25 protein-coding genes are annotated in these 25,997 nt (G+C 70.6%); 20 read left to right on the top strand and 5 right to left on the bottom strand.

The genetic code is table 11. From position 1 onward, the window contains the following. Position 1 precedes the first annotated feature (1 nt). Positions 2-400 (bottom strand): DUF1707 domain-containing protein, encoded by a 399-nt coding sequence (locus AABA78_RS16925; protein ID WP_338264078.1) that lies wholly within the window; start codon positions 398-400, stop codon positions 2-4. A gap of 20 nt (positions 401-420) precedes the next feature. On the opposite strand from AABA78_RS16925, the gene AABA78_RS16920 reads away from it, so the two are divergent. Beyond that, the gene (locus tag AABA78_RS16920; RefSeq protein WP_338264077.1) at positions 421-1,203 is read left to right on the top strand and encodes a class I SAM-dependent methyltransferase; all 783 of its coding nucleotides are present in this window, start codon (positions 421-423) and stop codon (positions 1,201-1,203) included. Between the two features lies 1 nt (position 1,204). Here AABA78_RS16920 and AABA78_RS16915 read toward each other — a convergent pair whose 3' ends face one another. Beyond that, positions 1,205-2,917, bottom strand: coding sequence for an HAD-IG family 5'-nucleotidase (locus AABA78_RS16915; protein ID WP_338264076.1), 1,713 nt, complete (start codon positions 2,915-2,917; stop codon positions 1,205-1,207). Positions 2,918-2,987: 70 nt separating this feature from the next. Between AABA78_RS16915 and AABA78_RS16910 the strand changes: the two genes are divergently transcribed. Genes AABA78_RS16910 through AABA78_RS16885 form a run of 6 tightly spaced genes read left to right on the top strand, consistent with a single transcriptional unit; the run spans position 2,988 to position 9,881 of the window. Then, on the top strand, positions 2,988-3,308 hold the full coding sequence (locus AABA78_RS16910; RefSeq protein WP_171421083.1) for a hypothetical protein: 321 nt from the start codon (positions 2,988-2,990) through the stop codon (positions 3,306-3,308). Then, positions 3,305-5,653: a serine/threonine-protein kinase gene (locus tag AABA78_RS16905; RefSeq protein WP_338264075.1), complete on the top strand. Its 2,349-nt coding sequence runs from the start codon at positions 3,305-3,307 to the stop codon at positions 5,651-5,653. The genes AABA78_RS16910 and AABA78_RS16905 overlap by 4 nt, the downstream gene beginning before the upstream one ends. A gap of 5 nt (positions 5,654-5,658) precedes the next feature. Further along, positions 5,659-6,318: a response regulator gene (locus AABA78_RS16900; protein WP_171420996.1), complete on the top strand. Its 660-nt coding sequence runs from the start codon at positions 5,659-5,661 to the stop codon at positions 6,316-6,318. A 27-nt stretch (positions 6,319-6,345) separates the two neighbouring features. Beyond that, the gene (locus AABA78_RS16895; protein ID WP_338264074.1) at positions 6,346-7,686 is read left to right on the top strand and encodes a M16 family metallopeptidase; all 1,341 of its coding nucleotides are present in this window, start codon (positions 6,346-6,348) and stop codon (positions 7,684-7,686) included. A 3-nt stretch (positions 7,687-7,689) separates the two neighbouring features. Beyond that, positions 7,690-9,183 (top strand): M16 family metallopeptidase, encoded by a 1,494-nt coding sequence (locus AABA78_RS16890; RefSeq protein ID WP_338264073.1) that lies wholly within the window; start codon positions 7,690-7,692, stop codon positions 9,181-9,183. Beyond that, positions 9,180-9,881 carry an RluA family pseudouridine synthase gene (locus AABA78_RS16885; protein WP_338264072.1) on the top strand — a complete coding sequence of 234 codons (702 nt, stop codon included), beginning with the start codon at positions 9,180-9,182 and terminating at the stop codon, positions 9,879-9,881. The genes AABA78_RS16890 and AABA78_RS16885 overlap by 4 nt, the downstream gene beginning before the upstream one ends. Before the next feature lie 9 nt (positions 9,882-9,890). Here AABA78_RS16885 and AABA78_RS16880 read toward each other — a convergent pair whose 3' ends face one another. Genes AABA78_RS16880 through AABA78_RS16870 form a run of 3 tightly spaced genes read right to left on the bottom strand, consistent with a single transcriptional unit; the run spans position 9,891 to position 12,724 of the window. Then, positions 9,891-10,727, bottom strand: coding sequence for a hypothetical protein (locus tag AABA78_RS16880; RefSeq protein WP_338264071.1), 837 nt, complete (start codon positions 10,725-10,727; stop codon positions 9,891-9,893). Next, on the bottom strand, positions 10,724-12,121 hold the full coding sequence (locus tag AABA78_RS16875; protein ID WP_338264070.1) for a hypothetical protein: 1,398 nt from the start codon (positions 12,119-12,121) through the stop codon (positions 10,724-10,726). The genes AABA78_RS16880 and AABA78_RS16875 overlap by 4 nt, the downstream gene beginning before the upstream one ends. A gap of 45 nt (positions 12,122-12,166) precedes the next feature. Further along, positions 12,167-12,724 carry a hypothetical protein gene (locus AABA78_RS16870; protein ID WP_338264069.1) on the bottom strand — a complete coding sequence of 186 codons (558 nt, stop codon included), beginning with the start codon at positions 12,722-12,724 and terminating at the stop codon, positions 12,167-12,169. 238 nt (positions 12,725-12,962) lie between these two features. On the opposite strand from AABA78_RS16870, the gene AABA78_RS16865 reads away from it, so the two are divergent. From AABA78_RS16865 to AABA78_RS16805, 13 genes are all read left to right on the top strand, one after another. Further along, positions 12,963-13,778 carry an MlaE family ABC transporter permease gene (locus tag AABA78_RS16865; RefSeq protein WP_171421003.1) on the top strand — a complete coding sequence of 272 codons (816 nt, stop codon included), beginning with the start codon at positions 12,963-12,965 and terminating at the stop codon, positions 13,776-13,778. Between the two features lie 62 nt (positions 13,779-13,840). Next, positions 13,841-14,578 (top strand): ABC transporter ATP-binding protein, encoded by a 738-nt coding sequence (locus AABA78_RS16860; protein ID WP_171420214.1) that lies wholly within the window; start codon positions 13,841-13,843, stop codon positions 14,576-14,578. A 131-nt stretch (positions 14,579-14,709) separates the two neighbouring features. Further along, positions 14,710-16,239, top strand: a complete 1,530-nt coding sequence (locus AABA78_RS16855) for an MlaD family protein (RefSeq protein ID WP_338264068.1) — start codon at positions 14,710-14,712, stop codon at positions 16,237-16,239. Positions 16,240-16,366: 127 nt separating this feature from the next. Next, positions 16,367-17,299: a PfkB family carbohydrate kinase gene (locus tag AABA78_RS16850; protein WP_338264067.1), complete on the top strand. Its 933-nt coding sequence runs from the start codon at positions 16,367-16,369 to the stop codon at positions 17,297-17,299. Positions 17,300-17,458: 159 nt separating this feature from the next. Continuing rightward, the gene (locus tag AABA78_RS16845) at positions 17,459-17,803 is read left to right on the top strand and encodes a TIGR02266 family protein (protein WP_171420211.1); all 345 of its coding nucleotides are present in this window, start codon (positions 17,459-17,461) and stop codon (positions 17,801-17,803) included. Positions 17,804-17,810: 7 nt separating this feature from the next. After that, positions 17,811-18,542, top strand: coding sequence for a metallophosphoesterase family protein (locus tag AABA78_RS16840; RefSeq protein ID WP_120526312.1), 732 nt, complete (start codon positions 17,811-17,813; stop codon positions 18,540-18,542). 110 nt (positions 18,543-18,652) lie between these two features. Beyond that, entirely contained in the window at positions 18,653-19,327 is a 675-nt protein-coding gene (locus AABA78_RS16835; protein ID WP_338264066.1) for a hypothetical protein, read from the top strand. A gap of 31 nt (positions 19,328-19,358) precedes the next feature. Next, complete coding sequence (gene asd, locus AABA78_RS16830) at positions 19,359-20,201, top strand: archaetidylserine decarboxylase (protein WP_338264065.1); 843 nt, start codon at positions 19,359-19,361, stop codon at positions 20,199-20,201. A 26-nt stretch (positions 20,202-20,227) separates the two neighbouring features. After that, positions 20,228-21,490, top strand: coding sequence for a histidine--tRNA ligase (hisS, locus tag AABA78_RS16825; protein WP_338264300.1), 1,263 nt, complete (start codon positions 20,228-20,230; stop codon positions 21,488-21,490). 171 nt (positions 21,491-21,661) lie between these two features. Next, positions 21,662-22,072, top strand: a complete 411-nt coding sequence (locus AABA78_RS16820; protein ID WP_301340488.1) for a S24/S26 family peptidase — start codon at positions 21,662-21,664, stop codon at positions 22,070-22,072. Continuing rightward, the gene (locus AABA78_RS16815) at positions 22,069-22,383 is read left to right on the top strand and encodes a PqqD family protein (protein WP_338264064.1); all 315 of its coding nucleotides are present in this window, start codon (positions 22,069-22,071) and stop codon (positions 22,381-22,383) included. The genes AABA78_RS16820 and AABA78_RS16815 overlap by 4 nt, the downstream gene beginning before the upstream one ends. Next, on the top strand, positions 22,380-22,952 hold the full coding sequence (locus AABA78_RS16810) for a hypothetical protein (RefSeq protein WP_338264063.1): 573 nt from the start codon (positions 22,380-22,382) through the stop codon (positions 22,950-22,952). The genes AABA78_RS16815 and AABA78_RS16810 overlap by 4 nt, the downstream gene beginning before the upstream one ends. Before the next feature lie 13 nt (positions 22,953-22,965). Then, entirely contained in the window at positions 22,966-25,989 is a 3,024-nt protein-coding gene (locus AABA78_RS16805) for an outer membrane protein assembly factor BamB family protein (RefSeq protein ID WP_338264062.1), read from the top strand. Positions 25,990-25,997 lie beyond the last annotated feature (8 nt).

Below are 25,997 nucleotides of genomic sequence, written 5' to 3'. Positions count from 1 at the left end.
TTCATTTCCTCGTGGGAGCGCAGGCCTTGAAGGGCCATTCGTGCTGCCCTTCGCAATATCGCAGGCATTCATAGCAGCGCCCCTTCCAGCCCTGGTTCTTGCAGTCCACGTAGCTGCGAATGCAGGCCTGCTGCCATTCAGGAAGGTGGGCATTGTTGGCGAACTCGTCTTCGGTCAATCGTGAGGCTTCGTAGGCTGTCTTCAGGGCGGTGAGTGCGGCAACCGCCTCGGCCTCAGAAGCGCCGCAGCTGTCGACGGGGCTCAGGGGATGCGTCTTGATGCAGCAACTCATGGTGGAGTCGGCAGGCGTGCAGGTCGCGAGCGGTGCCGCTGCGCAGCCTCCGGCAAATGCCCCTCCCGCGAGCACGGCGATCCAGACCCGAAAGTTCATGAGACGCATGGTATGGGACCTTGCCCGCCATGACTCCGCTTCCCCTCGCCGTCACCACCAGCACGAAGACGGACGTGGCCACGGTGCGCGAGGCGCGGGCCGTGGCGCAGCGGTGGAACCTGCCGTTCCTTTCGCGCCGCTCCAGTGAGGGCATCGCGCCCTGGCTGGGCACCAAGGTGGACGCGCTGCTCGTCGTGGGCGGCGATGGCGTGACGCTGTGGGAACCGCAGGGTTCATTCGGCTTCCACGCGGGCATGGCGCACCTGCGGCGCATGCGCCTTCGGCAGGGTCAGCGCGATGATGCGTTCCTCAAGGTCGCGGAGATCGTCCCGGGCGATGCCGTGCTCGACTGCACCCTGGGCCTGGCGCAGGACGCGCTGGTGGCGTCGCTCGCCGTAGGTCCGACGGGCCGTGTCGTGGGACTGGAGAAGAGCCTGCCCCTGTGCATCGTCGCCGCGGAGGGGCTCCAGCGCTATGACCGGGGCGCGGACTCCTGCGCCATCGAAGTCGTCCACGCGGACGCGCACGCGTACCTGAAGACGCTGCCCGCGAAGTCCTTCGACGTCGTCTTCTTCGACCCGATGTTCGCCAAGCCGAAGAAGGCCCAGCCGGCCTTCGACGTCCTGCGCCGCTTCGCGGAGCACGCCCCCCTCACGCCCGAAGCGGTGGAGGAGGGGAGGCGCGTCGCCCGCCGGTGGGTCGTCGTGAAGGGCGCTCGCCACACCGACGACCTGCGCAAGCTGGGCATCGAGCCGGCGCCCACGTCGCGCTTCAGCGACGTCATCTGGGGCCGGCTTCCCGCGACGCCCTGAGCTACTCCTTCTCCAACGACCCCTTCGGCGGGCCCTCGCTCCCCATCGGGGACAGCTTGCTCGACAGCGCTCCCGCCTGCTCGTGCGCCATCAGGTCGCGCGGCGAGCGGTAGTACTGCATCGGCGAGTGGTGCAGGAAGTTCGACACGCGGCTCGTGTAGAGACACGCGTACTGCTCCACCTGGTAGCCGAAGCGGCTGTTCTCGTTGCCCTCCTTGAACAGCAGGCCCCAGTAGGGGTTGAAGCCCTCCTCGACGTCGCGCTCCAGCGTGTCCGCGATGCCGTTGGTCTCCTTCAACGACCGGCGCAGCTTCTCCAGCTCCGCCTTCGTCTTCTTGCGCAGCTCCTCCACCTCCTGCCGCTCCGCCGCGGGAAGCTCCTCGCGCTCCAGCCTGCGCTCCAGGGTGTTCAACACCGTCTTGCGGTGGTTCACCTCGTCGTCCAGCCGCGCGCGCGTCAGCTCCACCTCGGACAGCGTGACGATCTCCTCGCGCCTCGCGTCCGTGTACGTGATCTCGTCCTCAATCTCCTGGACGATCATGCACGTGCGCCACAGCGACGACTTCTTCGACTTCAGGATGTCGCCGTAGATGTGGTCGCCCACGTAGAGGACGTGCTCGCCCCGGTAGCCGGTGAACTCCTCGAACTGGGCCAGGTTGCCTCCGGAGTACACCGTGCCGCGCTCCAGCGACTTCGCCTCACCCACGACCTTGCCGGCCTCCGTGGACGAATCCAGCTCCAGGAACGGCCGGTTCTCCGTGAAGAACGCCGGCTTGCCCGCCGCCGTCACCACGAAGTCGAAGTAGTTCTTCCAGCTGGGGTACTCCGGCAGCTGCCCGTCCAAGAGGTAGCGCATCACCGCGTTCGTGTAGTCCCACGCGGAGTTCGTCAGCAGGAACAGCCGCTTCCCGCCCGAGCGCAGCTTGTGCAACGCCGGCCCCAGCTCCGGGTCCAGGAACACGTAGCGCGCCAGGTCCTTGCGGATCTCCCGCTTGAGCGAGTTGTCCCGGTGCACCGTGTCGATGGCTTCCCGGATGTCGTCGTAGAGCTTGCCGTAGTTCACGGTGTGCCCCAGCGACTCCATCAGCTCGATGATGCCCGAATACAGGCACGTCTCCGGCAACGCGAAGAGCGTGTCGTTCCACGCGAACTGCGGGTTGCGCAGCCGCACGCGCTTGTTGCGGTACAGCTCCTTCCACGCGTCGCGCTTCAGGGGCCTGAGGCCGTGGTACGCGCGCCCCACGTGGCCGAAGCGGTCCATCTTCAGGACGTTGCCGTTGACGCGGTCCACCGCCAGCCCGCGCATCACGAAGTGGTGGTCGTAGAGCAGGCCGCCCACGAACGGCGGATAGCCGTACTCGCTGATCAGCTTCGCCAGCGTCATGTCGAACGACAGCTGCTCCAGCCGGCGCATGTGGTAGATGGCCAGCGTGTAGTCCATGTCGAACCCGATGAGCTCGACGTGGTCCATGCGCAGGTTGCGGTTGACGAACACGTCCCGTGAATGCGGCACCTGGGTGGTGGGCTCGCGCGGGGTGGTGAGCAGCCGGCCGAGCACGTCGTCGGTGAGCAGGTCCCTCGCGCGGCGGGCCGCGTCTTCGGCGTGCTCGCGGCGGATGGAGGAGCGGAAGCTCCCGTGCAGCGGATCCACGGAGGGTCCGCCCGGGATGGGCTGGGCAGGGGAGAGTAGGGGCGACACGGGACCCCAAGACATAACACGCGCCGCTCGCCCTTCGCCCGCGTCCTTGCGGGCTTCGCACGGGGCTGGCACGCTCTGTCCAACGATGCGCACCCCACGTCCATCCCCGGCCTCCGCCGAGGACCTCCACGCGCGCCTGGCCGCTCGCATCACCGCGCTGGAGGACCGGGTGCGCCGGCTGGAGGCCCGACTGGCCCTGGAGGCTCGCAAGCCGCCCCCCGTCCGCACCCGCGCCAGCGTCTCCGCCGCCACCGTCCGCACCGCCCGGCCCCGGCCGCGCTGCCCCGGCTGCACCCTGGAGCTGCCCCGCGGACGGCGCGGTGAGTCGTGCGTCTGGTGCGGCTTCATGTTCGCCGCCGTGTCCCGCCGCGCGCGCGCGCCCAAGACGCCCCGGAAGCCCCGATGAGCGGGACGTACCGGCTCACCGGCCGCACGGAGGCGGGGGACCTGGCGGAGCTGTACGAGGCCCTGCTGCTGCCCACGCTCCCCGTCGCGGTGAAGCTCTTCCTGCCGCGCACCTCCGACCCGGGCTATGCCCGCGAGCTGGCGGAGACGGTGCGGCGGCTCCAGCCCGTGCGCCACCCGGGCCTCCTCCACGTCGTGGACGTGGGCTTCGTGCGCCAGCGGCTCGCCATCGTGCGCGAGGACGTGGACGGCTTCACGCTGGGCATCGCGCTCCAGCGCCTCAACACGAAGGAGGTGCTGCTGCCGCCCACGGTGGCGCTCTCCATCGTCATCCAGCTGCTGGAGACCGTGCAGCTCGCGCACGACGCGGGCGTCGTCCACGGGGCCATCACCCCCGGCAACGTGCTGTTGTCCCGCGACGGCTTCCCGGCCATCTGCGACTTCGGCGCGCTCCAGGCGCTGCTGTCCGTGCCCCAGCTCAAGCGCACGTTCGCGCACCGGGGCCGCAGCGCGTACCGCGCGCCGGAGGTCACTCGCGGGGAGACGCCCACGGAGGCGTCCGACGTGTACTCGCTGGGCGCCATCGCCTACGAACTGCTCACGCTGCGCGAAGCCGTGGTGCCCGGCAGCGGCGTCAGCACCCGCCGTGAGGCGCTGCCTCCGCCCAGCCGGTTGGACCGGCGGATCAACTCGCGGCTGGATCCGGCCATCATGCGCGCGCTGGATCCCGCGCCCCAGCGGCGCTTCCGTTCGTGTGGCGAGTTCGCCCAGGCGCTGCGCAACTTCCTCTCCGCGGGCGGCGGCCTGCCCGGCGCGGAGGAGGTGGGGCGCTTCGTGTCGGAGCTGTTCCCCAACGAGGTGAGCCTCGCGGCCCCCGGGCCCGTGCCGTTCGTGGAGCCCTTCCAACTGGAGCCCGTCTCCGGCGCGGAGATGGAGGACCTGCACGCCGAGGAGCACGAGGCGTCCATCGTCCAGCGCGCCCCGTACAGCCGCGCGCCCACGGAGCAGGAGTCCTCCGCGGACACGCAGGAGGCCGCGCCCGGCTTCGAGGCCTTCCGTCCCGAGGACTACGCCCCGGATGCTCCCGAGGACGACGGACCCGCCCCGGAGCCCGAGCCCACGAACGAAGCGCGGAGCACGGATCCGTCCCACGCGGGGCCGCTGGAGCAGGGCTGGGACGCGCCGCCCGGCGTCCTCGCGCAGAAGTCCCGCCGTCAGGCCGGCCCGCAGGGCGGTGCGGAGGGCCAGGGCTCCTCGCGCGCCGGCCGCAACCCTCGCGTGAAGGTGGTCGAGGACTTCTCCGGGCCGCCCCTGGGCGAGGACGAACCGCCCGTGCCCACCGGCCGCCGCGCCGCCATGCGCCCCGGGGTGCCCCTGGGCGGGGAGGAGCCCGTCCCACCCTCCGGCCGCCGCCCGGCCCTGCGTCCCGGTCAGCCCTCCGGCGCGCCCTCGGGGCCGCCCCTGGGCTCAGGCGAAGAGCCGCCGCCCTCCACGAAGCGCCCGGCCCTGCGCCCCGCGCACGGTGCCGGCGGCAGGGCCCCCGGTCAGGAGACGGCGATCCTCCCCGCGGGCGGCGGAACGCCCTCCGTGGCCCCCAAGGCCCCCGAAGCGCCCGCGCCCCGCCAGGAGCGCCGGGGCCGCGCCGAGCCCACCGAGGCCCTTCCTCCCGAGCCCCGTTCGGAGCGCCGCGCGGCCGTTCCCAAGGCGGAAGGCCGCGTGCGCAGCGACATGGCGGAGCCGGCGCCGTCGGACCGGCACCTGCCCGTGCACCAGCGCTTCGACACGGTGGAGACGCCGAGCATGGACGCGGTGAACGCAGGCACGCGCCGCAAGCGCCTGCTCTTCATCGCGGGCGGCATCGCCCTGGTGGGCCTGTTCATGTTCGCGGTCGCCGCGTGGCGGCTGGGCCTGGAGCCGGTGCATGAGCCGGAGCTGCCCCGCTACGACCCGAACGCGCCCGGGGCGAACGGCTCCCCGGCTCAGCCCGCGAACCCGTCCGCGCTCAAGCCCATCACGCCCCCTCCGCCCGCGCCGCCGATCGACCCGGGCGCCCGGGACGTGGAGGACGAGGACGCGGAAGAGGACACCGCGGAGCCGGGCGTTCCCCCGAAGAACCAGCGGGCGTTCCTCACGCTGCGCACGAACCTCCCGGCGAACGTCTTCATCGACGGGGCCCGGGTGCGCCGCGCCACGCCGCTGGTGAACTACCCGGTCCGCGTGGGCACGCGCGACATCCGCGTGGTGGCCATCGCCACCGGCGAGCAGAAGGACTTCCAGCTCCGCTTCTCGCGGGGCCAGCACCAGAAGCTGGAGGAACAGTTCCAGCCTCCCCCCACCAGGCGGTGAGTTCCGTGGAGCGCACGCGCATCTTCGTCGTCGAGGACCAGCCCCAGCTGCTGCGCAACCTGGTCAAGGTGCTGGGCACCTTCCCGGAGCTGGAGGTGGTGGGCACCTCCCAGGACGGTGAGCAGGCGGTGGACGACATCGTCCGCGAGCGCCCGCAGCTCGTCCTGCTGGACCTGGAGCTTCCCAGCCTCAACGGCATCCAGGTGACCCAGAAGGTCAAGCGCCGGGCCCCGGAGGTGGAGATCCTCATCCTCACGTCCTTCGAGGACGAGCAGAAGGTCTACGAGGCCATCCAGGCGGGCGCGTCCGGCTACCTGGTGAAGCGGGTGGGGCCGGAGAAGATCCGCTCCGGCATCCAGGAGGTCATGGACGGCGGCACGGTGCTGGAGCCCATCATCGCGCGGCGCTTCTGGAACTACTTCCAGTCCGTCCAGGCGAAGCCCGCCCAGAAGCCCGCCGAGCTGCCCTGGGGGCTGACGGCCATGGAGCTGGACGTCCTGCGCTACGTGGCCAAGGGCCTGTCCAACGCGGAGGTGGGGCGGGTGATGACGCTCGAGCGGCGGACGGTGCGCACGCACCTGTCGCATATCTACCGGAAGATGGGCGTGAACTCCCATGTGGACGCGGTGGTGATGGCCCTGCGTGAAGGTGTCGTGGATCTCTAGGCCCGCCGTGGTTACGGTGGGGCACCTATGTCCAAGGCATCCCCGCGGTCCACCGCCGTGCGCGCGGTGGACCCCACCCTCGCCGCACTGTTCGACGTTCACGAGGCAACGCTGCCCAACGGCCTGAAGGTCCGCCTGCTGGCGAACCACCAGGCCCCGGTGGTCAGCCTCTACACCTTCTTCCAGGTGGGCAGCCGCAACGAGCGGCCCGGCATCACCGGCATCAGCCACCTGTTCGAACACATGATGTTCAACGGGGCGAAGAAGTACGGCCCCAAGATGTTCGACAAGACGCTGGAGTCCAACGGCGGCCGCTCCAACGCGTACACGTCCAACGACATGACGGTGTACTACGACGACTTCTCCGCCGACGCGCTGGAGACGGTGCTCGACCTGGAGTCGGACCGGATGCGCTCGCTGCGCATCTCCCAGGAGACGCTGACGAGCGAGCGCCAGGTCGTGATGGAGGAGCGCCGCGTCCGCGTGGACAACGAAATCCCCGGCATGATGGACGAGGAGCTGGGCACGCTCGTCTACAAGGCGCACGCGTACCGCTGGCCCGTCATCGGCTGGATGGCGGACATCGAGAACATCACCCGCGAGGACTGCCAGGAGTACTTCCGCACGTACTACGCGCCCAACAACGCGGTGCTCTACATCGTCGGGGACATCGACCCGAAGAAGACGCTCGCGCTGGTGCGCAAGTACTACGGGAACATCCCGCGCGGCCCCACGCCCGCGCCGGTGCTCAACGCGGAGCCGGAGCAGAAGGGCGAGCGCCGCGCCGTGGTGCGCCACCCCGCGCAGTCGCCGTCGGTGATGATCGGCTTCCGCGGCCCCGCGGCCAGCGACGAGGACACGCTGGTGCTGGACGTCGTCCAGTACGTCCTCACCAAGGGCGAGGGCAGCCGGCTGGTGAAGTCCCTCGTGTATGACCAGAAGGCCGCCGTGTCGGTGATGCTCGACTGGAGCTGGCGCATCGACCCGGGGACCATCCTGTTCTACCTGGAGCTCAAGCCGGACTCGGACGCGGCGAAGGTGGAGGGCCTGCTGTACGCGGAGCTGGAGCGGCTGGCGCGTGACGGCGTCACCGACAAGGAGCTGCAGAAGGCGAAGAACAACCTGCGCGCGGACCACCTGCGGGAGCTGTCCACCAACAGCGGCCGGGGCCACGCCCTGGGCCACTACGAGGCCCTGCTGGGCGACTGGCGCGAGGGCCTGTCCCTGCCGACCTTCTACGCGAACGTCACGGCGGACCAGGTGAAGGCCGTGGCCGCGAAGTACTTCGCCCCCGAGCGCCGCTCGGTGGTCACCCTCCATCCCGAAGCCGGCGCCAACGAAGCCGGTGACGAAGCGGCGGAGGCGTAACCCATGGCCTCCCGAAAGATCGCCTCCGTGAAGAACACCGTCCGCAAGGCCGCCAAGGCCGTGCGCAAGCAGGCCACGTCCGCGCGCAAGAAGGTCGCGCAGGCGAAGAAGGCCGTCCCGGCCCGGGCGAAGAAGCTGCTGAAGGCCGTGCCCGCGCCGAAGTCCGCCGCCACCGGCGAACTGAAGCTGCCCGCGCTGCATGAGAGCACCACGTCCACGGGCCTGAAGGTCATCGCCGCGGAGCGCGGGCCGCTGCCGCTCGTGTCCGTGCGGCTGGTGATGCGCGCGGGCGGCGTGTGGGATCCGCCGGGCAAGGACGGCCTGGCGGACTTCACCGCGCGGCTGCTGCGCCGGGGCACGAAGCGCATGGACGCGGATGGCATCAGCGAGGCCATCGAGTTCGTGGGCGCCAGCCTCTACGCGGGCGTCAACGAGGACGTGCTGTCCGTCTACCTCACCACGCCCGCGGAGCACTTCTCCGCGATGCTCGACGTGCTGGGGCAGGTGGTGCGCGAGCCCACGTTCCCGGAGCAGGAGGTGGTGGACGCCCGGGAGCGCGCGCTGGCGCAGTTCGCCAACGACCTGGATGATCCATCCTCCATCGCGGACCGCGCCTTCACGCGCGCCGTGTGGGGGGACCATCCGTACGGGCGCGACCTGGGCGGCAACAAGCGCACCGTGTCCACGTTCACCCGCGACGACGTGGTCCGCTTCCACGCCGAGTGCATGGGGCCGCGCATCTCCCTGCTCACGGTGGTGGGCGCCCTGGCCCCGGAGACCGTGGCCGCGGAGGCGGAGCGCGCCTTCGCCGGCTGGACGGGCGGCCCCGCCGTGGAGCCGATGCTGCCGCGCAAGCAGGAGCGGCCCGCGAAGGCCGGGACGGTGCTGTTGGTGGACAAGCCGGACCAGACGCAGTCCCAGGTGCGCCTGGGCGGCCCGGGCTTCTGGCTGGGCCACGAGGACTACTTCCCGGCCACGGCGATGAACATCGCGCTGGGCGGCGGCTTCACGTCGCGGCTGATGAACGAGATCCGCGTCAACCGGGGCCTCACCTACGGCGTCAGCTCCTACTTCGACACGATGAGCGCGGGCGGCATCTTCGCGCTGTCCACGTTCACGAAGACGGCGTCCACGCGGGAGATCATCGACGTGGCGCTGAAGGAGATCCACGGCGTGCGCGACGCGGGCTTGAAGCCCCGGGAGCTGAAGGACGCGCAGAGCTACCTGGCGGGCCTCTATCCGCTGCGCACGGAGACCAACGAGTCCGTGGCCTCCGTCATCGCGGACATGCGCATCCACGGCCTGGGCGACGACTGGGTGGAGAAGTTCCGTGACCGGCTGCGCGCCGTGACGCCCAGGGACGTGGCCGCCGCGGCGAAGAAGTACGCGTTCGCGGACCGGCCGGTCATCGTGGTGCTGGGCAAGGCGTCGGAGGTGAAGCCGCTGCTGGAGGGGCTGGGCCCCATCACCGTCGTGCCGGCGTCGGACTACGAATGAGCGGGGAGGTTCCCCGCGTCCTCTTCGAGGGCGCGGGCGTGATGGTGGTGGACAAGCCGGCCGGGGTGCTCGTCATCCCCGGCCGCGAGGGCGGCCCGTCCCTGCGCGACACGCTGGAGGCGCACCTGGGCCGCAAGGTGTACGTGGTGCACCGGCTGGACCGGGACACCTCCGGCGCCCTGGTGTTCGCGCTGGACGCGGACGTGCACCGCGCGCTGTCCCAGGCCTTCGAGACGGGCAAGGTGCGCAAGCGCTACCGCGCCCTGGTGGAGGGCCGGCTGGAGGCGCCCCGGATGGTGGACGCGCCGCTCGTCGCCGGCCGCAAGGGGCGCATGCGCGTGGCCAGGCCGGAGGAGCCGGACGCCAAGCCGTCGCGCACGCGCGTGCGCCCGGTGGAGACCTTCGCGCGCGCGTCCCTGGTGGAGGCGGAGCCGCTGACGGGCCGCACGCATCAGATCCGCGTGCACCTGCTGTCGCTGGGGCACCCGCTGCTCGTGGATCACCAGTACGGCCGCGAGGCTCCGCTCACGGAGGGCGACCTGGGAGGGCAGGGGACCCGGGAGGTGCTGACCCGGACGCCGCTGCACGCCGCGCGGGTGGAGTGGCCCGCGCTGCCCGGAGTGCCGGCGCGCGGGGTGGATGCCCCGCTGCCTCCGGACATGCTGCGCGCGCTGGAGCTGCTGCGCGCGGCGGGGTGAACGTCCGCGCTACTTGTACGGCTCCAGCCGGAACGTGTTGGACTCGCCCGTCACCCCGAAGGCGTCCACGGAGTTGAGGTGCACGTTGCCGGCGGGCGCGTCCATGATGATGGTCGCGTTGCACACGCCGCTGTCGCAGGGGCCGATTTTTGCGGGCTTCACGGTGCCGCGTGAGGCGATCAACTCCAACGAGCCCTGGAAGTGCCCGGCCCGCGGCCCCTGGGCGTGCACCGTGATGGTGAAGGCCGTCCGGCTGATGCGCGTGCCTTCGATGGGGTCGAAGACGTAGGCCGTGACGTCGCCCTCGCGCATCGGGTCCTCCGCGCCGGGCCCCGCGTCCTCGGGCTCGCCACCGTCGCCGACCCCGCCATCGAAGCCCTTCACGATGGGGCCCGCGTCGGTGGCGATCAACACGCCGCCGTCCTCGATGGTGAGGGGCGGATCCACTCCTCCCTGCCCCGGCGGGCGCAGGGTGAGGGCGTCCCTGGAGACCGCCTCGCGACCGTCGTCCAGCCGCAGCCGCACCGCGTGCGTACCCGCGCCCAGGCCCTGGGGCACCGTGGCGATGGCGACGCCGGTCGGGTCGAAGCGCGTCACCGTCGCTTCCTCTTCGTCCACCCAGACGCGGCCCGAACCCATGCGCGCATCCACCTTTTCCGCGCCGTAGTCCACCGTCATGGCGTAGCGCGCGTCGAACCGGATGGTGATGTCGTCGTTCTTCGTGTTCACCGGCAGCGTCGCGGGCTCCACCGCGACAATGGTGGGCTGGGGCAGCGACTCCGGGGCGCCCGTGCAGGCCCACGCCAGCACCGCCATCCCCACCATGCCCAGGCCCGCGCGCTTCACGGAACGAACCTCAGCCCCGCGGACACGGACACGCCGCCCAGCTCGGCGCGAAGCGACGGCGTCTCCACGGGCGCCAGGGCCCCGCGCACCTCCGTGAGGAGGCTCCAGCGGCCCCACTGATAAGCGCCTTGCGCGGCCAGGAATCCCATGGCGCGCACTCTGCGCTCATCCACGGCGGCAGGAAAGACATCCCCGGTCCCAATGCCTTGCGTTGAAAGGTGATGGCTCAATGCCAGCACACCCCCGCCTGCACGGCCGTCCAGTTGGAAGGAACCCCGTTGAAAAAGGGTGACCCGCGCGGACAAGAGCAGGGGCATCCCCCACACGCGCGAGCGCACCTGCGTGCTTCCCTGCTGTCCCTCCAGGCTCGCGTGACGCAGTCCCAGCTCCGCCTCCGCCGCCACGCGCCTGCGCCACACCGGCAGCGGCACGGACACGCCCAATCCCAGCAGCGGTCCACCATTGGCGCCGCTCGCGAACGCCGCGCCGCCCAGGAGGAACAGCGACGTCTGCCTCGATATCGGGATCCGGCCTTGGAGTGCCGGGTAGGGGCGGGCGTCGGCCGGGATCGCGATCACCTCCGCGGGCTTGGCCGCGGTGGGCTTCACCGCGCCCTGGATCCGCACCGCGTCGTCCGCCGGCGCATCACGCCACCCCACGGTGACGGACACGTTCGTCGCGTCCGCGCGCGGCCGCACCGTGTAGCGCGTGAGCTCCGGCGTCACGGTGGCACCCTCCGCCACCACGTCCAGCTCCGAGGGGGAGATCCGCTCCCGCGTGCCCGCGATGATCAACCAGCCGCCGCCCTCCGCGGGCAGCGGATCCGGCGTGAGCGCCGCGACGAGCGGGCGCCCGGCGGGCACCTCCAGCGGCGTGCTGCGATCGGTGGTGAGCGTGCCCCGGGTCGCGAGCACGCGCGCCTCCGTCGCATCCGGAGGCACCTCCACGGGCACCTGCGCCCGACCGTGCCCGTCCGCCCTCACCGGGCCGAACCGCGCGTCGCCCACCGCGACCACCACCTCCGCGCCCGGCGCGGTGGACACGTCCAGCGTGGTGCGCCCCAGCAGCGGCAGCACCACGGTGGTGACCTCCGGCGCGCGGCCGTCCTCCACCCAGAACGCGAGCACCGCCCACAGCGGGTAGCGCACCGGCGGAGGTGTCCAGCGGAAGACGCGCTCGGCGCCGCCCTCCAGCCGCGGCTGTGCCCAGGTGCCGGAGGAGGCCGCCGCGCGCACGGGGCCGGCGCCCTTGGGCACCCGCACCCGCACCTCCACGGCCGCGTCCTTCCCGAGCACCACGCGCCCGGGCGTCGCCTCCACCTCCGGCGGTTCCGCCCGTGCCACGGCGGCACCCAGCATCAGGAGGCAGACGGCGAAGTGGAGCGGCGGACGCATACGGGAAACCCAGTGTCCCAGTTGACCGCCGCTCCGGCCTCCGGGTCAATCCCCGGAAGGCAGGGAAGTCTCAGCCGCCAGTTCCTCCTCGGGAGGCGGCTCGGCCATGGGCTTGTCCGCGGGCCCCGCCTGCCGGGTCGTGGGCGGGCTGAAGGCGGGCTTGTCCGCCGGAGCCCCGCCCCGGCCGTGCACCAGCGTCTTGGTGTCCGAGCGGAAGGTGAGGTCCACCTTGTCGCCGCGCACCGCGGTCACCAGGCCCACCCCGAACGTCGGGTGGTGGATCACCTGATCCACCTTGTAGGTGTCCTTGGGGCTGTACTTGGGGGCGCTCGCGATGTCCTTGCCCGCCAGCTGCTCGTCGAAGGAGATGACCACCTTCTCCGCGCGGGGCGTGCCGGACGCGGCGCGCGGGGCCCGGGTCGAGGCCGCCTTGGGGCGGTCCGTGACGCCCGCCGCGCCCCGGAACGCGTGGTCACCGCCGCAGGTGTTGCAGCGGACGCGCACGATCTTCGGACCCACCATCGCGAGGATGGTGTGCGCCAGATTCATCTTGCAGCGGGTGCACTGGGCATCCACCTCGCCGCCGACCTTCAGAGTAGCCATGCTGTCGTGTCGCTCTGGCCCGGCAACTCCCCCAAAAGGGCGCGCCGGGCGTGGAAAGTAAAGAGGGCCGCGGAACATAACGGCCGACCCCAGGCGGAGGAAGCCCCATCGCATCCCGCCTTCGCGCCGCGTGGGAGCCCCCCTGGCGACCAACCGATGGAGGTGGGGGTGGGATGGGGCGGCGCTGGAGTTCCCTTGTGCCGCCGTCCGGAGCACGTAGAGTCGCCCGCCTGAGCGCATGACCACCGAGACCCCCAGCAAACCCAACCGGTTCACCGGCGCCTTCACTCAGTCGGTGGAGGGCCTCGGCAAGGGCATCATCGACGTCGTCAGCAGCATTGGCGGCGTGGTGGCCCTGGGCCTGGACGTCTTCCGCTGGAGCGTGCGCCGCCCGTTCCGGCTGCAGAACCTCTTCACCCAGCTGGACTTCGTGGGCGTGGGCTCCATCTTCATCGTGGGGCTCACCGGCACCTTCACCGGCATGGTGTTCGCCCTCCAGACGTCCACCGCCTTCGCCCTGTTCGACGCGGAGAGCCTGGTGGGCCCCACCGTGGCGCTGACGCTCACGCGCGAGCTCGCCTCCGTGTTCGCCGCGCTGATGGTCACCATGCGCGCCGGCTCCGCCATGTGCACGGAGCTGGGCACCATGCGCGTCACCGAGCAGGTGGACGCGCTGGAGACCATGGCCGTCAACCCGGTGCAGTACCTGCTGGTGCCCCGGGTGCTCGCGGGCCTGTTCATGGTCCCCGCGCTCACCATGCTCTTCAACACCACGGGCATGTCCGGCGCCTACGTCGTCGCCGTGTTCGGCCTGGGCATCTCCCCCGGCACGTTCCTGTCGCGCACCCAGCAGTGGATGGCTCCGTCGGACGTCTACGAGGGCCTCCTCAAGGGCGCCATCTTCGGCCTCTCCGTGGCCCTCATCTGTTGCTACAAGGGCTTCAACGCGTCCGGCGGCGCGAAGGGCGTGGGCCAGGCCACCACGGAGGCGATGGTCTCCAGCGCGCTGGCCATCTTCATCCTCGATTTCATCGTCGGCATGATGATGCACTGATGGGCCCCCCGACTCCGCCCCCGCCCGAGTCCACCGGCGCCCCCGCCGGAAGCTCGAAGGCGATGATCCAGATCGTGGACCTGCACAAGACGTTCGCGGGGAACAAGGTCCTCACCGGCATCAACCTCACCGTGCCCGCGGGCAGCACCTGCGTCATCCTGGGCGGCTCCGGGTCCGGCAAGACGGTGCTGATGAAGCACATGATCGGCCTGCTCAAGCCGGACAGCGGCCAGGTCATCATCGACGGGCAGGACATCGTCCCCATGAGCGTGGAGGGGTTGCAGCAGGTGCGCCGCAGCTTCGGCATGGTGTTCCAGGCCGCCGCGCTCTTCGACTCCATGACGGTGTTCGAGAACGTCGCCTTCCCGCTGCGCCAGCACACGAAGCTGTCCGAGGACGAGATCCGCGAGCAGGTGCGCAAGCGCCTGGACCTCATGGGGCTCAAGCGCGAGGTGGAGGGGCGCTTCCCCGCGGACCTGTCCGGCGGCATGCGCAAGCGCGTGGGCCTGGCGCGCGCCGTGGTGCTGGACCCCAAGGTCGTCCTCTACGACGAGCCCACCACCGGCCTGGATCCCATCACCACGGACTCCGTGGACGACATGATCCTCACCGCGCAGAAGGAGCTGGGCGTCACCAGCGTGGTCATCAGCCACGACATCGCGTCCGCCTTCAACGTGGCCAACCAGATCGCCTTCCTGTCCAAGGGCGTCATCGTGGAGCACGGCCCGCCGGAGCAGCTGCGGGAGTCCCAGCACCCGGCCGTCCAGGTCTTCCTCCAGACGTGGTTCGGTAAGAACTGATAGGACGGCGGGGCGGGGAAGGCGGTCCCCCAAGGATTCCAGCCCTTCATGAAAAGCTGGCAGCCGGCATGCAAATCGTTAGAGTCGCGCGCGGCCGGTGGTAGCGGTGGTAGCGCTCGGAGTCACATCAGGTGAAGAAGCTCGTCACGCCCTTCCGTGTTGGCCTGTTGGTCCTCGCCGCCGGGGGCTTCCTCATCACGTTCGTGCTGTTCGCCAAGAAGGGCGGACTGAGCGACCGTGACTCCACCCAGGTGTGGGCCTACTTCCGGGACGCGTCCGGGCTCGCGGTGCGCGGCCGGGTGCAGATCGCCGGCATCCCCGTGGGGGAGATCAGCGACATCAGCCTGGAGGGCACCCGCGCGAAGATCTGGCTGAAGATCCGCAAGGGCGTGGACATCCGCCAGGACGCCGCGATCACCAAGCGCTCGGAGTCGCTCCTGGGCGACTACCTGCTGGACCTGAACCCCGGCACGGAGCAGGCGCCGGAGCTGGAGAACGGCGGGCAGATCCGCCGCGTCATCGACACCCAGGGCGTGGAGGCCGTCTTCGAGTCCCTGTCGCAGATCACCTCCGACATCCAGCAGGTGACGGGCGCGCTGCGCGAGGTGCTGGGCGGCGAGAAGGGCGCGGGCAGCCTGGAGCGCATCGTGGAGAACCTGGTCCGCCTGTCGGACTCGGTGGACGCGACGGTGCGCCGCAACACGGACCGCCTGGACACCATCATGGCGAACGTGGAGGGCGTGTCCTCCGACGTGCGCGCCCTCACCCAGGGCAACGGCGCGGAGGTCACCCGCATCGTCACCAACGTGGAGCGCATCACCCAGGACGTCCGCGAGGTGCTCGGCACCGTCAAGAACATCGTGGGCAGCGGGGAAGGGGAGTTCAAGGAGAGCGTCTCCAGCCTCAAGCAGACGCTGGGCCGGCTGGACAACACGCTCGCCAACCTGGAGGACATCACCCGCAAGGTGAAGGACGGCGAGGGCGCCGCGGGCGCGCTGCTCACCGACGAGCAGCTGGGCCAGCGCCTCAGCGAGGCCGTCACCGACGTCAGCGAGTTCGCCACCCGCCTCTCCACCCTCCAGACGGAGGTGGGCCTGTTCAGCACCTACCTGGTGTCCCAGGGCGCGTCGAAGAACGGCCTGTCGCTCAAGCTCATCCCCAAGCCGGACAAGTACTACCTGCTGGAGATCATCGACGACCCGCGCGGCTCCGTCAGCACGCAGGTGGTGCAGACCAACCCGCCGTCGGACGGCGACCCGGTCATCCAGACGCAGAAGGTGACCCGGGAGTCCTTCAAGGTCAGCCTCCAGTTCGCCAAGCGCTACTACTTCACCACCCTGCGCGTGGGCCTCATCGAGTCCACGGGCGGCGTGGGCGCGGACCTGCACCTCTTCGACGACGCGCTCACCCTGAAGATGGACGCGTTCAACTTCACCGCGGACGAGCTGCGCTACCCGCGGCTGCGCGCCATGCTGAAGGCCCAGGCTTTCGACCACCTGTACGCCATGGCGGGCATGGACGACATCCTCAACGCCAGGCAGCGTGACGCGGCCACCCGGCGCCTCATCGCCGGCCGCGACTTCTTCTTCGGCGCGGGCTTCTTCTTCACCGACGACGACCTGAAGGCCCTCATCACCACCATCGGCGTCCCCACGTTCTAGGCTGTGTAGTCCTTGACGTTGCCGGGAAGGTGTCGTACCCGGCACGGGCACGGGGTTTCCCCTGGAATTCGCCGTGCCCTGACGCGATGCCGTACTCGCGCCAGGTCACCCCCAGGAAGAAGCCTCCATGTCTCTGCTCGTCGTCGGTTCAATCGCGCTGGACTCGCTGGAAACGCCCTTCGGCAAGAAGGAGGACGTGCTGGGCGGCTCCGCCACGTACTTCTCCACGACCGCGTCCTTCTTCGGCCCCGTTCAGCTGGTGGCGGTGATTGGCGAGGACTTCCCGGAGTCGCACCTCCAGTTCCTGCGCGGGCGCGGCATCGACCTGGAGGGGCTCACCCGCGAGGCCGGCCGCACCTTCCGCTGGAAGGGCAAGTACGGCTGGGAGCTCAACGAGGCGCAGACGCTGGACACCCAGCTCAACGTCTTCGAGTCCTTCTCACCCAACCTGCCGGCCGCCTACCGGGAGACGCCCTACGTCTTCCTGGGCAACATCCACCCGGAGCTCCAGTCGCGCGTGCTGGACCAGGTGAAGGCGCCCAAGCTGGTGGCCGCGGACACGATGAACTTCTGGATCCAGGGCAGCCGCCCCGCGCTGCTCAAGACGCTCCAGCGCGTGAACCTGCTCTTCATCAACGACGCGGAGGCGCGCCAGCTGTCCGGCGAGCACAACGTGGTGAAGGCCGCCCGCGCCATCCTGGCCATGGGCCCGTCCCGCGTGGTCATCAAGCGCGGCGAGCACGGCGCGCTGCTCTTCGACCACGACCACATCTTCGCCTGCCCGGCCTTCCCCCTGTCGGAGGTGTTCGACCCCACCGGCGCGGGTGACACCTTCGCCGGCGGCTTCATGGGCACCCTGGCCAGCTCCGGCGCCTCGGGCAACGTGGATCAGCGGCTGCTCCGCAAGGCCATGGTCATGGGCAGCGTGATGGCCTCCTTCACCGTGGAGAAGTTCAGCCTGGAGCGCCTGCGCGAGGTGCAGCGCCCGGAGATCCACGCCCGCTTCGCCGAGTTCAAGAAGCTCACCCACTTCGACGACCTGGGCCCGCTGGGCGGGTAGGGGAGTTCAGGAAGGGCATGCGGCCCGGTGTGGAACTTGACGGGCCGCACCCACCCTCCCTAGGCTCGACCGGACGCAGTGGATGAATAAATCCGGTGCGGACGTCCTTTTTCAGCGCCGACGTGGACGGGCAGATTCCGCGTCGGGAGGTCCCCCCGGTTGAGCGAAAATCGAAAGCACGCGCGGGTCGGCACCCTCCTGCGCTGCTGGTGCGAGGGTGAGAACGTGACCCTGTATGCACGCATCGCCAACCTGAGCGAGGGAGGCCTCTTCCTCAGGACGAGCACCCCGCTGGCGGCGGGGACGCGGGCGCAGGTGCGGCTCACCCAGCAGGCGACGGACACGCAGTTGCAGGCGCAGGCCACGGTCGTCTGGTTGCGGCAGGACGAGCAACCCGCCGGCCGGCCCCCGGGCATGGGCCTGAGATTCGAAGCGTTGGACGCGGACGCCCTGACGAGTCTGCGGCGCATCATCTCCCAGTCCCAGCAGCAGACCCCCCGATAGGGCTCCCATGCGCATCGCCGTCATCTCCGACATCCACTCCAACATCGAGGCCCTCACGGAGGTGCTGAGGGTGGCGGAGCACCAGAAGGTGGACCGCTTTGTGTCGCTGGGGGACATCGTCGGGTACGGGGCGTCCCCCAACCCGTGCTGCGACCTGGTGCGCTCGGTGGCGGAGATCACGCTCTTGGGCAACCACGACGCCGCGGTGGCGGGGCGGATGGACTACTCGTACTACTACGACGCCGCCCGGCACGCGCTCGACTGGAGCGCCAACGTCATCTCCGACGAGAACCTGGCCTGGCTGCGCAGCCTCCCGTACACGTACCGCATTGGCGAGGTGGGCTTCTGCCACGGCTCGCCCATCGACCCGAAGGCGTACGAGTACATCTTCGCGCTGGAGCAGGCGCGGGAGCTGACGCCGTACGTGGCGGAGCTGCCGGAGGTGACCTTCATTGGCCACAGCCACCTGTGCCGCGCGTTCGCCATTGGCAACGGCGAGGTGAACGACGTGGTGGCCCAGAAGTTCGTGCTCCGGAAGGGCTACAAGTACATCGTGTCGGTGGGCAGTGTGGGCCAGCCGCGCGACTACGACAACCGGGCCTGCTTCGTCATCTGCGACACGGACGCGCGCACGGTGGAGTACCTGCGCGTGGAGTACGACATCGAGACCTCCGCGCAGAAGATCTTCGACGCGGACCTGGCGCTCAACTTCGGCAAGCGGCTGTTCCTGGGCGTCTAGCCCGTCCGGGCCGCATGGCGCGGCGCGTGCGGAAAAGCGGCGCGGCCGGACGGAAGGTGGCATAAACCGGGGCCGTGCGCCCCCAGGTCCCCCGTCCGAAGCGGCCCTTCATGGGCCTTGGCCTCGCAGCCCTGCTCTTCGTCTCCGGGTGCAGCCGCGCCCCCGCGCCGCCCTCGCCCGAGTTCGAGCAGGCCAGCCGCCGGTGGACGGCGCTCTACGCCCAGAAGCTGGACGAGGCGTACCTGGACCCCTCCATCGGGGAGATTGAAGCGCAGCTGCAGCGCGTGCCCTCGGACAGCGTGGACTCCGCCGCGTCCCAGTCCCTGCTCCAGCGCATCCAGCAGGGCCGCACGCGCATGCAGGCGGCCCAGGAGGAGAAGCGCCGCGCGGTGGCCAACGCCCGCACGGTGCCCACCCTGGACCCCTCCTCCACGAACATCCCGCGCCGGCCCGAGCCCGAGGCAGCGGAGCCGGCGGACGCCGGCCTGGGGGACGCCGGCGTGATTGCCGGGCCCCAGATGGGCACCCCGGCCTCCGAGCTGGTGGCGGGCTTCCAGGGCTGCTTCACCCGCTCCATGCCCGTCACGGTGGAAGGGCGGGGGATGCGGGACACCTGGCAGCTGAGCGACCGGGCGTCCTGCCAGTTGGAGTACCCCAGCCACCGCGACACCTCGCTGGTGATTGAAGACGGCCGCGTGCTGGCGCTGTTACCCAGGAGCGCCATGCGGACCGTGCGCCGTTATGAGGACGGCGGCACGGTGCCCGCGAACGATGGCGGGCGTTGAACCACTCTCTTTCAAGAGCTGACGACCTTCGATGAACGAACAGACCTTCATGAAGTTGATGCGCGTGCTGCCCAAGTCGGCGGTGTCCTCCGTGGTGGGCCTGGCCACGCGCCTGCCCGCGCCCGCGCCGGTGCACCACTGGGCCATGCGCACCTTCGCCAAGGCGTACAACGTGGACATGGAGGAGGCGGAGCACTCCTTCGAGAAGTACCCGACCTTCGCCCAGTTCTTCACCCGCGGCCTGAAGCCGGGCCTGCGTCCGGTGGACGGCGGTGAGAAGGTCGTCGTGTCGCCGGTGGACGGCCGCGTGTCCCAGGTGGGCTACTCGGACAACGGCCGCTGCCTCCAGGCCAAGGGCATCGAGTACACGGTGGACGAGCTCTTGGGGGACTCGCAGGCCGCGAAGCCCTTCCACGGCGGCGCCTGGACGACGTTGTACCTGTCGCCGCGCGACTACCACCGCATCCACTCGCCGCTGGGCGGCACCATCACCGGGTACGCGTACATCCCGGGTGAGTTCTGGCCGGTGAACCCCGCGTCGGTGAAGAACAAGCAGTCGCTGTTCTGCGTGAACGAGCGGCTGGTGACGTACCTGGACACCGTGGCCGGCAAGGTGGCGGTGGTGAAGGTGGGCGCCACCTGCGTGTCGCGCATCAAGGCGTCCTACGAGGACATCACCACGCACCTCGGTCAGCCCGGCAAGGTGCACCGCTACGGCGCGGGCATCCCGGTGGAGAAGGGCGGCGAGCTGGGCCGCTTCGAGATGGGCTCCACCGTCATCCTCTGCTTCGAGCCCGGGCGCGTGCGCTGGGACGACAGCATGCAGCCCGAAGCGGTGGTGCGGATGGGCACGCGCATCGGAGTCATCACGTGAGCCAGAAGATCAACGGCGTGAAGGGGATGAACGACCTTCTGCCGGGCGAAATCGAGGTCTGGCAGTTCGTGGAGTCCACCGCGCGCACGCTGTTCGGCCGCTTCGGCTACGGCGAGGTGCGCACGCCGATGGTGGAGGACACCGCCCTCTTCGTGCGCAGCGTGGGCGAGGAGACGGACATCGTCGGCAAGGAGATGTACACCTTCGAGGACAAGGGCGGCCGCAGCCTGTCCCTGCGTCCGGAGGGCACCGCGCCCGCGGCGCGCGCGTACATCGAGCACTCGGTGAACAACCAGGAGCCGGTGTCGCGCTGGTTCTACATGGGGCCCATGTTCCGCTACGAGCGGATGAAGACGGGCCGCTACCGCCAGTTCTCCCAGATTGGCGCGGAGGCGTACGGCGCGAAGGAGCCCGCGCAGGACGCGGAGCTGATGGACGTGGTGGTGCAGTTCCTGGAGGCCCTGGGCCTCACGGACGTCACCCTGAACATCAACTCGCTGGGCGACGACAACTGCCGGCCCGCGTACCACGCCAGGCTGGTGGAGTACCTCAACGCGCACCGGGAAGAGCTGTGCGCGGACTGCCAGCAGCGGCTGGAGCGCAACCCGCTGCGCGTCCTGGACTGCAAGAACGAGAAGTGCCAGGCGGTGGCCGCGGCCGGGCCCAACGTGCTGGAGTTCCTGTGCGAGCCGTGCCGCGCGCACTTCACGGACCTGCAGCGCAAGCTGGGCGTGCTGGGCATCAAGTACGTGGTGAACCACCGGCTGGTGCGAGGCCTGGACTACTACACGCGCACCGTCTTCGAGTTCATCGCCTCGCACCCCGCGCTGGGCACCGCCAGCACGGTGGGCGGCGGCGGGCGCTACGACAAGATGATGAAGGGCCTGGGCGGGCCGGACGTGCCCGCGGTGGGCTACGCCATGGGCCTGGACCGGCTGGTGCTGCTCCTGAAAGAGAGCGGCAAGACGTTCACCCAGCAGCCGGACCTGTTCATCGCCGTGGCGGACGAGGGCTCGCAGGACGAGGGCCTGGCGCTGGCCAGCCGCCTGCGCCGCGAGGGGCTGAAGGTGGACTTCGACACGCGCGGCGGCAGCCTCAAGAGCCAGATGAAGCGCGCGGACAAGTCCGGTGCCCGCTTCACCCTGGTGCTGGGCGAGCAGGAGCGCCAGAGCGGCCAGGCAAAGCTCAAGCCCATGGCGGGCGGCGAGCCCATCCCGGTGGCCCTGGACAACGTGGCCGCCACCGTGCGCGCCCAGCAGCAAGCCCCGGCCACCGCTCCCGTTTGCTGATCCAACAGCCCCTCCGGCATGACGCGCCTGGCCGGAGGGGAGGGGGGCGGCCTGTCTTCCCTGAAAACCCGGGAGTAAAGGTGTTAAGCATCGTAAGTCCCGGGAATCGCTGGGGGAATGAAGGCGTGGGGATTCGCGGAGGTTGAGAGGTTGGGGTACATTGCTTCGTCAATGTCGAGCGCTCCCCAGCCCGCCTCCGTGATCGATGGCCCGCGTTGGATCCCCGTGGCCGGGGACAGCATGTGGCCGTCGTTGCGCGCGGGGGACGTGGCGGAGGTGGAGCCGCTGGTGGAGGCGCCGCGCCCCGGTGAGGTGGTGCTGGCGCGCTTCGAGTCCTCGCTGGTGCTGCACCGGGTGCGCTGGTGTGACGGCAGCTTCTGCGCGCTTCGCGGGGACAATGGCGGCGCGGAAGATCCGCCGCTGCCTCTCTTCCGTATCCTCGGGCGGGCCCGGCGTGTGCGCCGGGGCGGCGCGCTGCTGGACGTGGAGCGCTGGGACGTGGGGCCGCGGCTCGTGGGCCGCTGGCGCGCGACGGTGAAGCGCCAGGTGGCCGCGTGGCTGGGAAGGACGGGCCGCGCATGAGCTTCCAGGAGGGCAGCGTTCCCCGGCGGCGTGCGGGGACCTCGGGGGAAGGCTTTGGCGCGGACTTCCTGGTGCTGGACGCGGAGGGGCGCACGCTGCGCGGGCTCAACCCGACGGCGGCGCGCATCTGGGCCCTGTGCGACGGACAGCGCACGGCCCGGGCGGTGGCGGAGCAGGTGGCTGCCGAATTTTCGACCGACGTCGGTCCGGTGCTGACCGACACGCTGCGCTTCCTCGCGGAGCTTCAGCGGCGGGGGCTGTTGGACGAAGTGCGCGCGCCGGCCGGTGCCGCGCCTCTGGAGGACACATGATGCGGGCGCTCGTGGCGGTGCTGGCGGGTGCGGTGGTGCTGTCGGCGTGCTCGGAAGGGGTGTCCCCCCTGCCGCCGCCGGCCGTGAAGCCGGGGCCGGGCAGCGGCTCCGTCACCCCCGTGGATCCGACGGACGTGCTGGCCGGTGGCGGGAGCGTGGCGAGGCCGCCGCCGCAGGCCTCCGGGGACGAGGAGCCGCCTCCGGAGGTCGTGGAGGAGGAGCCGCCTCCGGCGCCGCTGCCGACTCCCTCCGGGAGCGCGGTGGTGGTGGGCGCGGGCTCGGAGCCCACGGCCCTGTCCGAGGTGCAGCAGGTGGACGTGGACTTCGTGGTGAGCGGCGTGCGGACCAAGGGCCAGGTGGACGTGGAGTTCATCGCGCCGGGCGGGCGTCCGTACGAGAAGCGGAGCGCCACGGTGGAGGCTCCGCCGGAGGAGACGCGCACGCTGCGCTATTCGCTGCCGGTGGCGGGCACGCCGGTGTCCATGACGCGCATGACGGGCACCTGGCAGGTGCGCTTCTTCCTGGATGGGGCGCAGCTGGCCGCCGCGTCCTTCACCCTGGAGCCGTGACGTGAGGCACGCCATGAACGTCCGCATCCTCGCGCTCGCCGCCGTGCTGTTGCCCGCGGTGGGCTTCTCCCAGACCTGGACCGCGCGCCCCGTCCCCGCCACCGGAGAGACGGTGGCGCGGGTGGTGATGGGCGACGCGTCCGAGCTCGTCGTGGAGGTCACCAACACGGCGGCGGCCTCGGTCGATGCGCGCCTGTCGGAGGTGTCGTTCGTCCTGCCGGCGGGCTACCAGTTGCTGGGCGGCCTTCCCGCGGAGGAGAACCCGAACTGGAAGGTCGAGTACGTCGACTCCAACGAGCGGCGCATCACGTTCCAGTCCACGCTGGGCTGCGTGGACAACGGGCGCGGCCTGGCGCGCAACGAGGCCGCGCGCTTCGTGCTGAACGTGGTGGCCCCGGCGGACCGCGCCACCGACGGGACCACCGAGCGCCTGGTGGCGGGGACGTACGCCCGCGACCAGTGTGACGGCACGAACTACACGTACAACGTCAACAACATGACCCCGTGGACGCGCGCCATCCTGGCCACGAACGTGACGCTGCTGCCGCGCGTGCTGGCGGTCAACGGCGCCACCGTGGCGCGCGTGGTGGTGGAGAACCGCGGCACCGGCGCGGCGACGAACGTGACCGTGGACAACCCCACCTCCACGACCAGCGTGCCCCTCACGACCGTGAGCAAGGACGGCAGCAAGACCGTGGCCGTGCGGTCCGCGGGCGTCTTCGCTGTCAATCTCAGGCCCACCGCCGCCGGCGCCGTGGCCGCGCGCGTCCGGGCGCGCACGTCCAACAATGCCTCCAACGCTCCGCTCGCGGAATCGCCCATGGCGGACGTTGGCAACCTGGTCGCGACGGCGGACATGGACGTCGTGGACGCTTTCATCGGTGATCAGGTGACGCTGCGCATGACGGTGTTCAACGCGTCCACCACGAGTTCGTACACACAGGTGCGCCCGCGCGCGCCGGTGCGGCTGGGCAGCGCGGCGGCGACGCTCGTGTCCGGCCCGTCGCCGGAGAGCGTGGCGCAGCTGGCGCCCGGGGCCTCCGCGCAGTTCACGTGGCGCTACCAGGTGTCGGGCACGCCCGGCGCCAGCTACCAGTTCCAGGCGCAGGTGGACGGGACGCTCAACGGCTCGGCGGTGGCGGGGGACCTGGTCACCGCGCGCAAGGGCCGCATCGTGGAGCACCGCGTGCGGCTGAGCCAGGAGACGGTGTCCACCGCGGCCACGAGCGTGACGGTGGCGTACACGGTGCAGAACCGGGGCGCGCTGCCCATCTACGAGGTGAAGCTGTTCAAGCCCGCGGTGAACTACTTCGCGGTGGCCGCTTCGGGGCCGCAGGCGTTCGGGGACTGGATCGTCTCCTCGGACGCGGCCGGCTACCTCTGGGAGTCGGAGACCGGCATTCCGGTGGGCGGCGACGCCACCTTCCGCATCACCTATTCGGGCTTCACCGCCGTCCCCGCGGACACGGCGTTCCGCCACCGCCTGGAGCTGAACCAGGGCTGGAACGATCCTCGCATCCGCGTGGAGGCGACGCTGACGCTGCTCGCGGTGACCACGGCCCCGGACGTGGCGCGCCTCACCGGCGTGGCCCGCGACGGCAGCGTGACGCTCACCTGGGACAACCCCTTCAACCACGGCGGCACCCTGGTGCTGCGCGCGCAGGGGGCGACGCCCAACACCGCGCCGACCAGCGGCGTGCGCTACGCGGTGGGGGAAGCACTGGGCAACGCGACGGTGGCGTACTCGGACGAGTTCAGCTCCGCGTCGTCCTTCACGGACACGGCGGTGACGAACGGCACGACGTACGTCTACCGCGTGTTCAACGCGGATGACGAGTTCCGGTACGGCCCGGGCAACCAGCCCACCTCGCAGGGCCTGCTGGTCACGCCCCGGGCGCGCGTGGCGGGCAACCCGCTGTGGTGCTACTCGGTGGGCCTGTCCACGCTGCAGCAGCCCGTCACCGAGCTGGGCGTGGGCATCTTCAGTTCCTTCAACGACTCCGTGGTGGGCTCGCTCACGAACACCGTGAACCCGTCCGAGGACGGCGCGGAGCGCTTCCGGCCGGTGAAGATGACGGGCCTGATTGGCAGCCGCTTCCCGGTGGTGCCGCTGCTGGGCCGGCCCGGGCAGCAGTGGATCGTCGTGGGCGACCAGGCCGGCGTGCCGGCGGTGCTCAACGCGGCCACGGGTGAGTTCCTGTGGAAGAACACGACGCTGGGGCTGGGGAACATCAGCTCGTTCCCGGTGACGCAGCTGCTGGACTACGCGAACCCGGAGTACCGGACGACGTATTCGAACGTGGACCTGGCGATCTTCGCCACGCGCAACACCTCCGCGCAGAACCAGGTGGTCGCGCTGAACGCGGCCACGGGCGCGCTCATCTGGCGCTACCGGCCCGGGGACCTGGGCATGGTGAGCGGCGGAATGCTGGTGGACTACACGACGAACCGGCTCTACGTGGCGACGAAGTCGGGCACGAGCACCGCCACACTGCGCGTGCTCAACAGCCTCACGGGCGCGGAGGTGGCGCGGCTGGCGCTGGGCGACCTGGAGTTCGGCGTGGTCCGCAACGCCACGAGCAACCAGATCCTCGTCACGGCCAACGACGGCCGGGTGTACGGCGTGAATCCGGCCACGTTCACGACGGCCTGGACGGTCACCGTGCGGCCCACCACGGCGCGGGCGTTCACCCACTTCGCGCGGCCCCTGGGCCGGGGCTTCGTGGTGAGCACGGCGGACGGCAGGGTGGAGCGCTATGAGATGGACGCGACCAACGTGCCGGTGCAGGTGTGGTCGACGGCCATCGCGGGCCCGGCCGGATCCTTCACCCTCAACCAGAACGGCGTGGCGCGCATCTACGTGGGCAGCTCGGACGGCAAGGTGCACCAGCTGGAGCTGGACACGGGCCTCGACTCCGGGCAGGTGACGGTGGGCCCGGCGCAGGCCATCGGCACGCCGACCATCGACCACACCGTAAGCCGGTTGCATGTGGGGTCCTCGGATGGTCGAATCTGTGCCTTCCCGGTGCCCTTCTAGGTGGGCCA

It is taken from the genome of Corallococcus caeni (assembly GCF_036245865.1).
Lineage (GTDB): Bacteria > Myxococcota > Myxococcia > Myxococcales > Myxococcaceae > Corallococcus > Corallococcus caeni.
This window is presented reverse-complemented; position numbering and strand designations above follow the sequence as displayed.

Excerpts from the sequence above, each read along its gene's own strand:
- AABA78_RS16925 (WP_338264078.1), bottom strand. The coding sequence starts at position 400 with ATGCGTCTCATGAACTTTCGGGTCTGGATCGCCGTGCTCGCGGGAGGG.
- AABA78_RS16920 (WP_338264077.1), top strand. The coding sequence starts at position 421 with ATGACTCCGCTTCCCCTCGCCGTCACCACCAGCACGAAGACGGACGTG.
- AABA78_RS16915 (WP_338264076.1), bottom strand. The coding sequence starts at position 2,917 with ATGTCTTGGGGTCCCGTGTCGCCCCTACTCTCCCCTGCCCAGCCCATC.
- AABA78_RS16910 (WP_171421083.1), top strand. The coding sequence starts at position 2,988 with ATGCGCACCCCACGTCCATCCCCGGCCTCCGCCGAGGACCTCCACGCG.
- AABA78_RS16905 (WP_338264075.1), top strand. The coding sequence starts at position 3,305 with ATGAGCGGGACGTACCGGCTCACCGGCCGCACGGAGGCGGGGGACCTG.
- AABA78_RS16895 (WP_338264074.1), top strand. The coding sequence starts at position 6,346 with ATGTCCAAGGCATCCCCGCGGTCCACCGCCGTGCGCGCGGTGGACCCC.
- AABA78_RS16890 (WP_338264073.1), top strand. The coding sequence starts at position 7,690 with ATGGCCTCCCGAAAGATCGCCTCCGTGAAGAACACCGTCCGCAAGGCC.
- AABA78_RS16885 (WP_338264072.1), top strand. The coding sequence starts at position 9,180 with ATGAGCGGGGAGGTTCCCCGCGTCCTCTTCGAGGGCGCGGGCGTGATG.
- AABA78_RS16875 (WP_338264070.1), bottom strand. The coding sequence starts at position 12,121 with ATGCGTCCGCCGCTCCACTTCGCCGTCTGCCTCCTGATGCTGGGTGCC.
- AABA78_RS16870 (WP_338264069.1), bottom strand. The coding sequence starts at position 12,724 with ATGGCTACTCTGAAGGTCGGCGGCGAGGTGGATGCCCAGTGCACCCGC.
- AABA78_RS16865 (WP_171421003.1), top strand. The coding sequence starts at position 12,963 with ATGACCACCGAGACCCCCAGCAAACCCAACCGGTTCACCGGCGCCTTC.
- AABA78_RS16860 (WP_171420214.1), top strand. The coding sequence starts at position 13,841 with ATGATCCAGATCGTGGACCTGCACAAGACGTTCGCGGGGAACAAGGTC.
- AABA78_RS16850 (WP_338264067.1), top strand. The coding sequence starts at position 16,367 with ATGTCTCTGCTCGTCGTCGGTTCAATCGCGCTGGACTCGCTGGAAACG.
- AABA78_RS16840 (WP_120526312.1), top strand. The coding sequence starts at position 17,811 with ATGCGCATCGCCGTCATCTCCGACATCCACTCCAACATCGAGGCCCTC.
- AABA78_RS16835 (WP_338264066.1), top strand. The coding sequence starts at position 18,653 with ATGGGCCTTGGCCTCGCAGCCCTGCTCTTCGTCTCCGGGTGCAGCCGC.
- asd (WP_338264065.1), top strand. The coding sequence starts at position 19,359 with ATGAACGAACAGACCTTCATGAAGTTGATGCGCGTGCTGCCCAAGTCG.
- hisS (WP_338264300.1), top strand. The coding sequence starts at position 20,228 with ATGAACGACCTTCTGCCGGGCGAAATCGAGGTCTGGCAGTTCGTGGAG.
- AABA78_RS16820 (WP_301340488.1), top strand. The coding sequence starts at position 21,662 with ATGTCGAGCGCTCCCCAGCCCGCCTCCGTGATCGATGGCCCGCGTTGG.
- AABA78_RS16815 (WP_338264064.1), top strand. The coding sequence starts at position 22,069 with ATGAGCTTCCAGGAGGGCAGCGTTCCCCGGCGGCGTGCGGGGACCTCG.
- AABA78_RS16810 (WP_338264063.1), top strand. The coding sequence starts at position 22,380 with ATGATGCGGGCGCTCGTGGCGGTGCTGGCGGGTGCGGTGGTGCTGTCG.
- AABA78_RS16805 (WP_338264062.1), top strand. The coding sequence starts at position 22,966 with ATGAACGTCCGCATCCTCGCGCTCGCCGCCGTGCTGTTGCCCGCGGTG.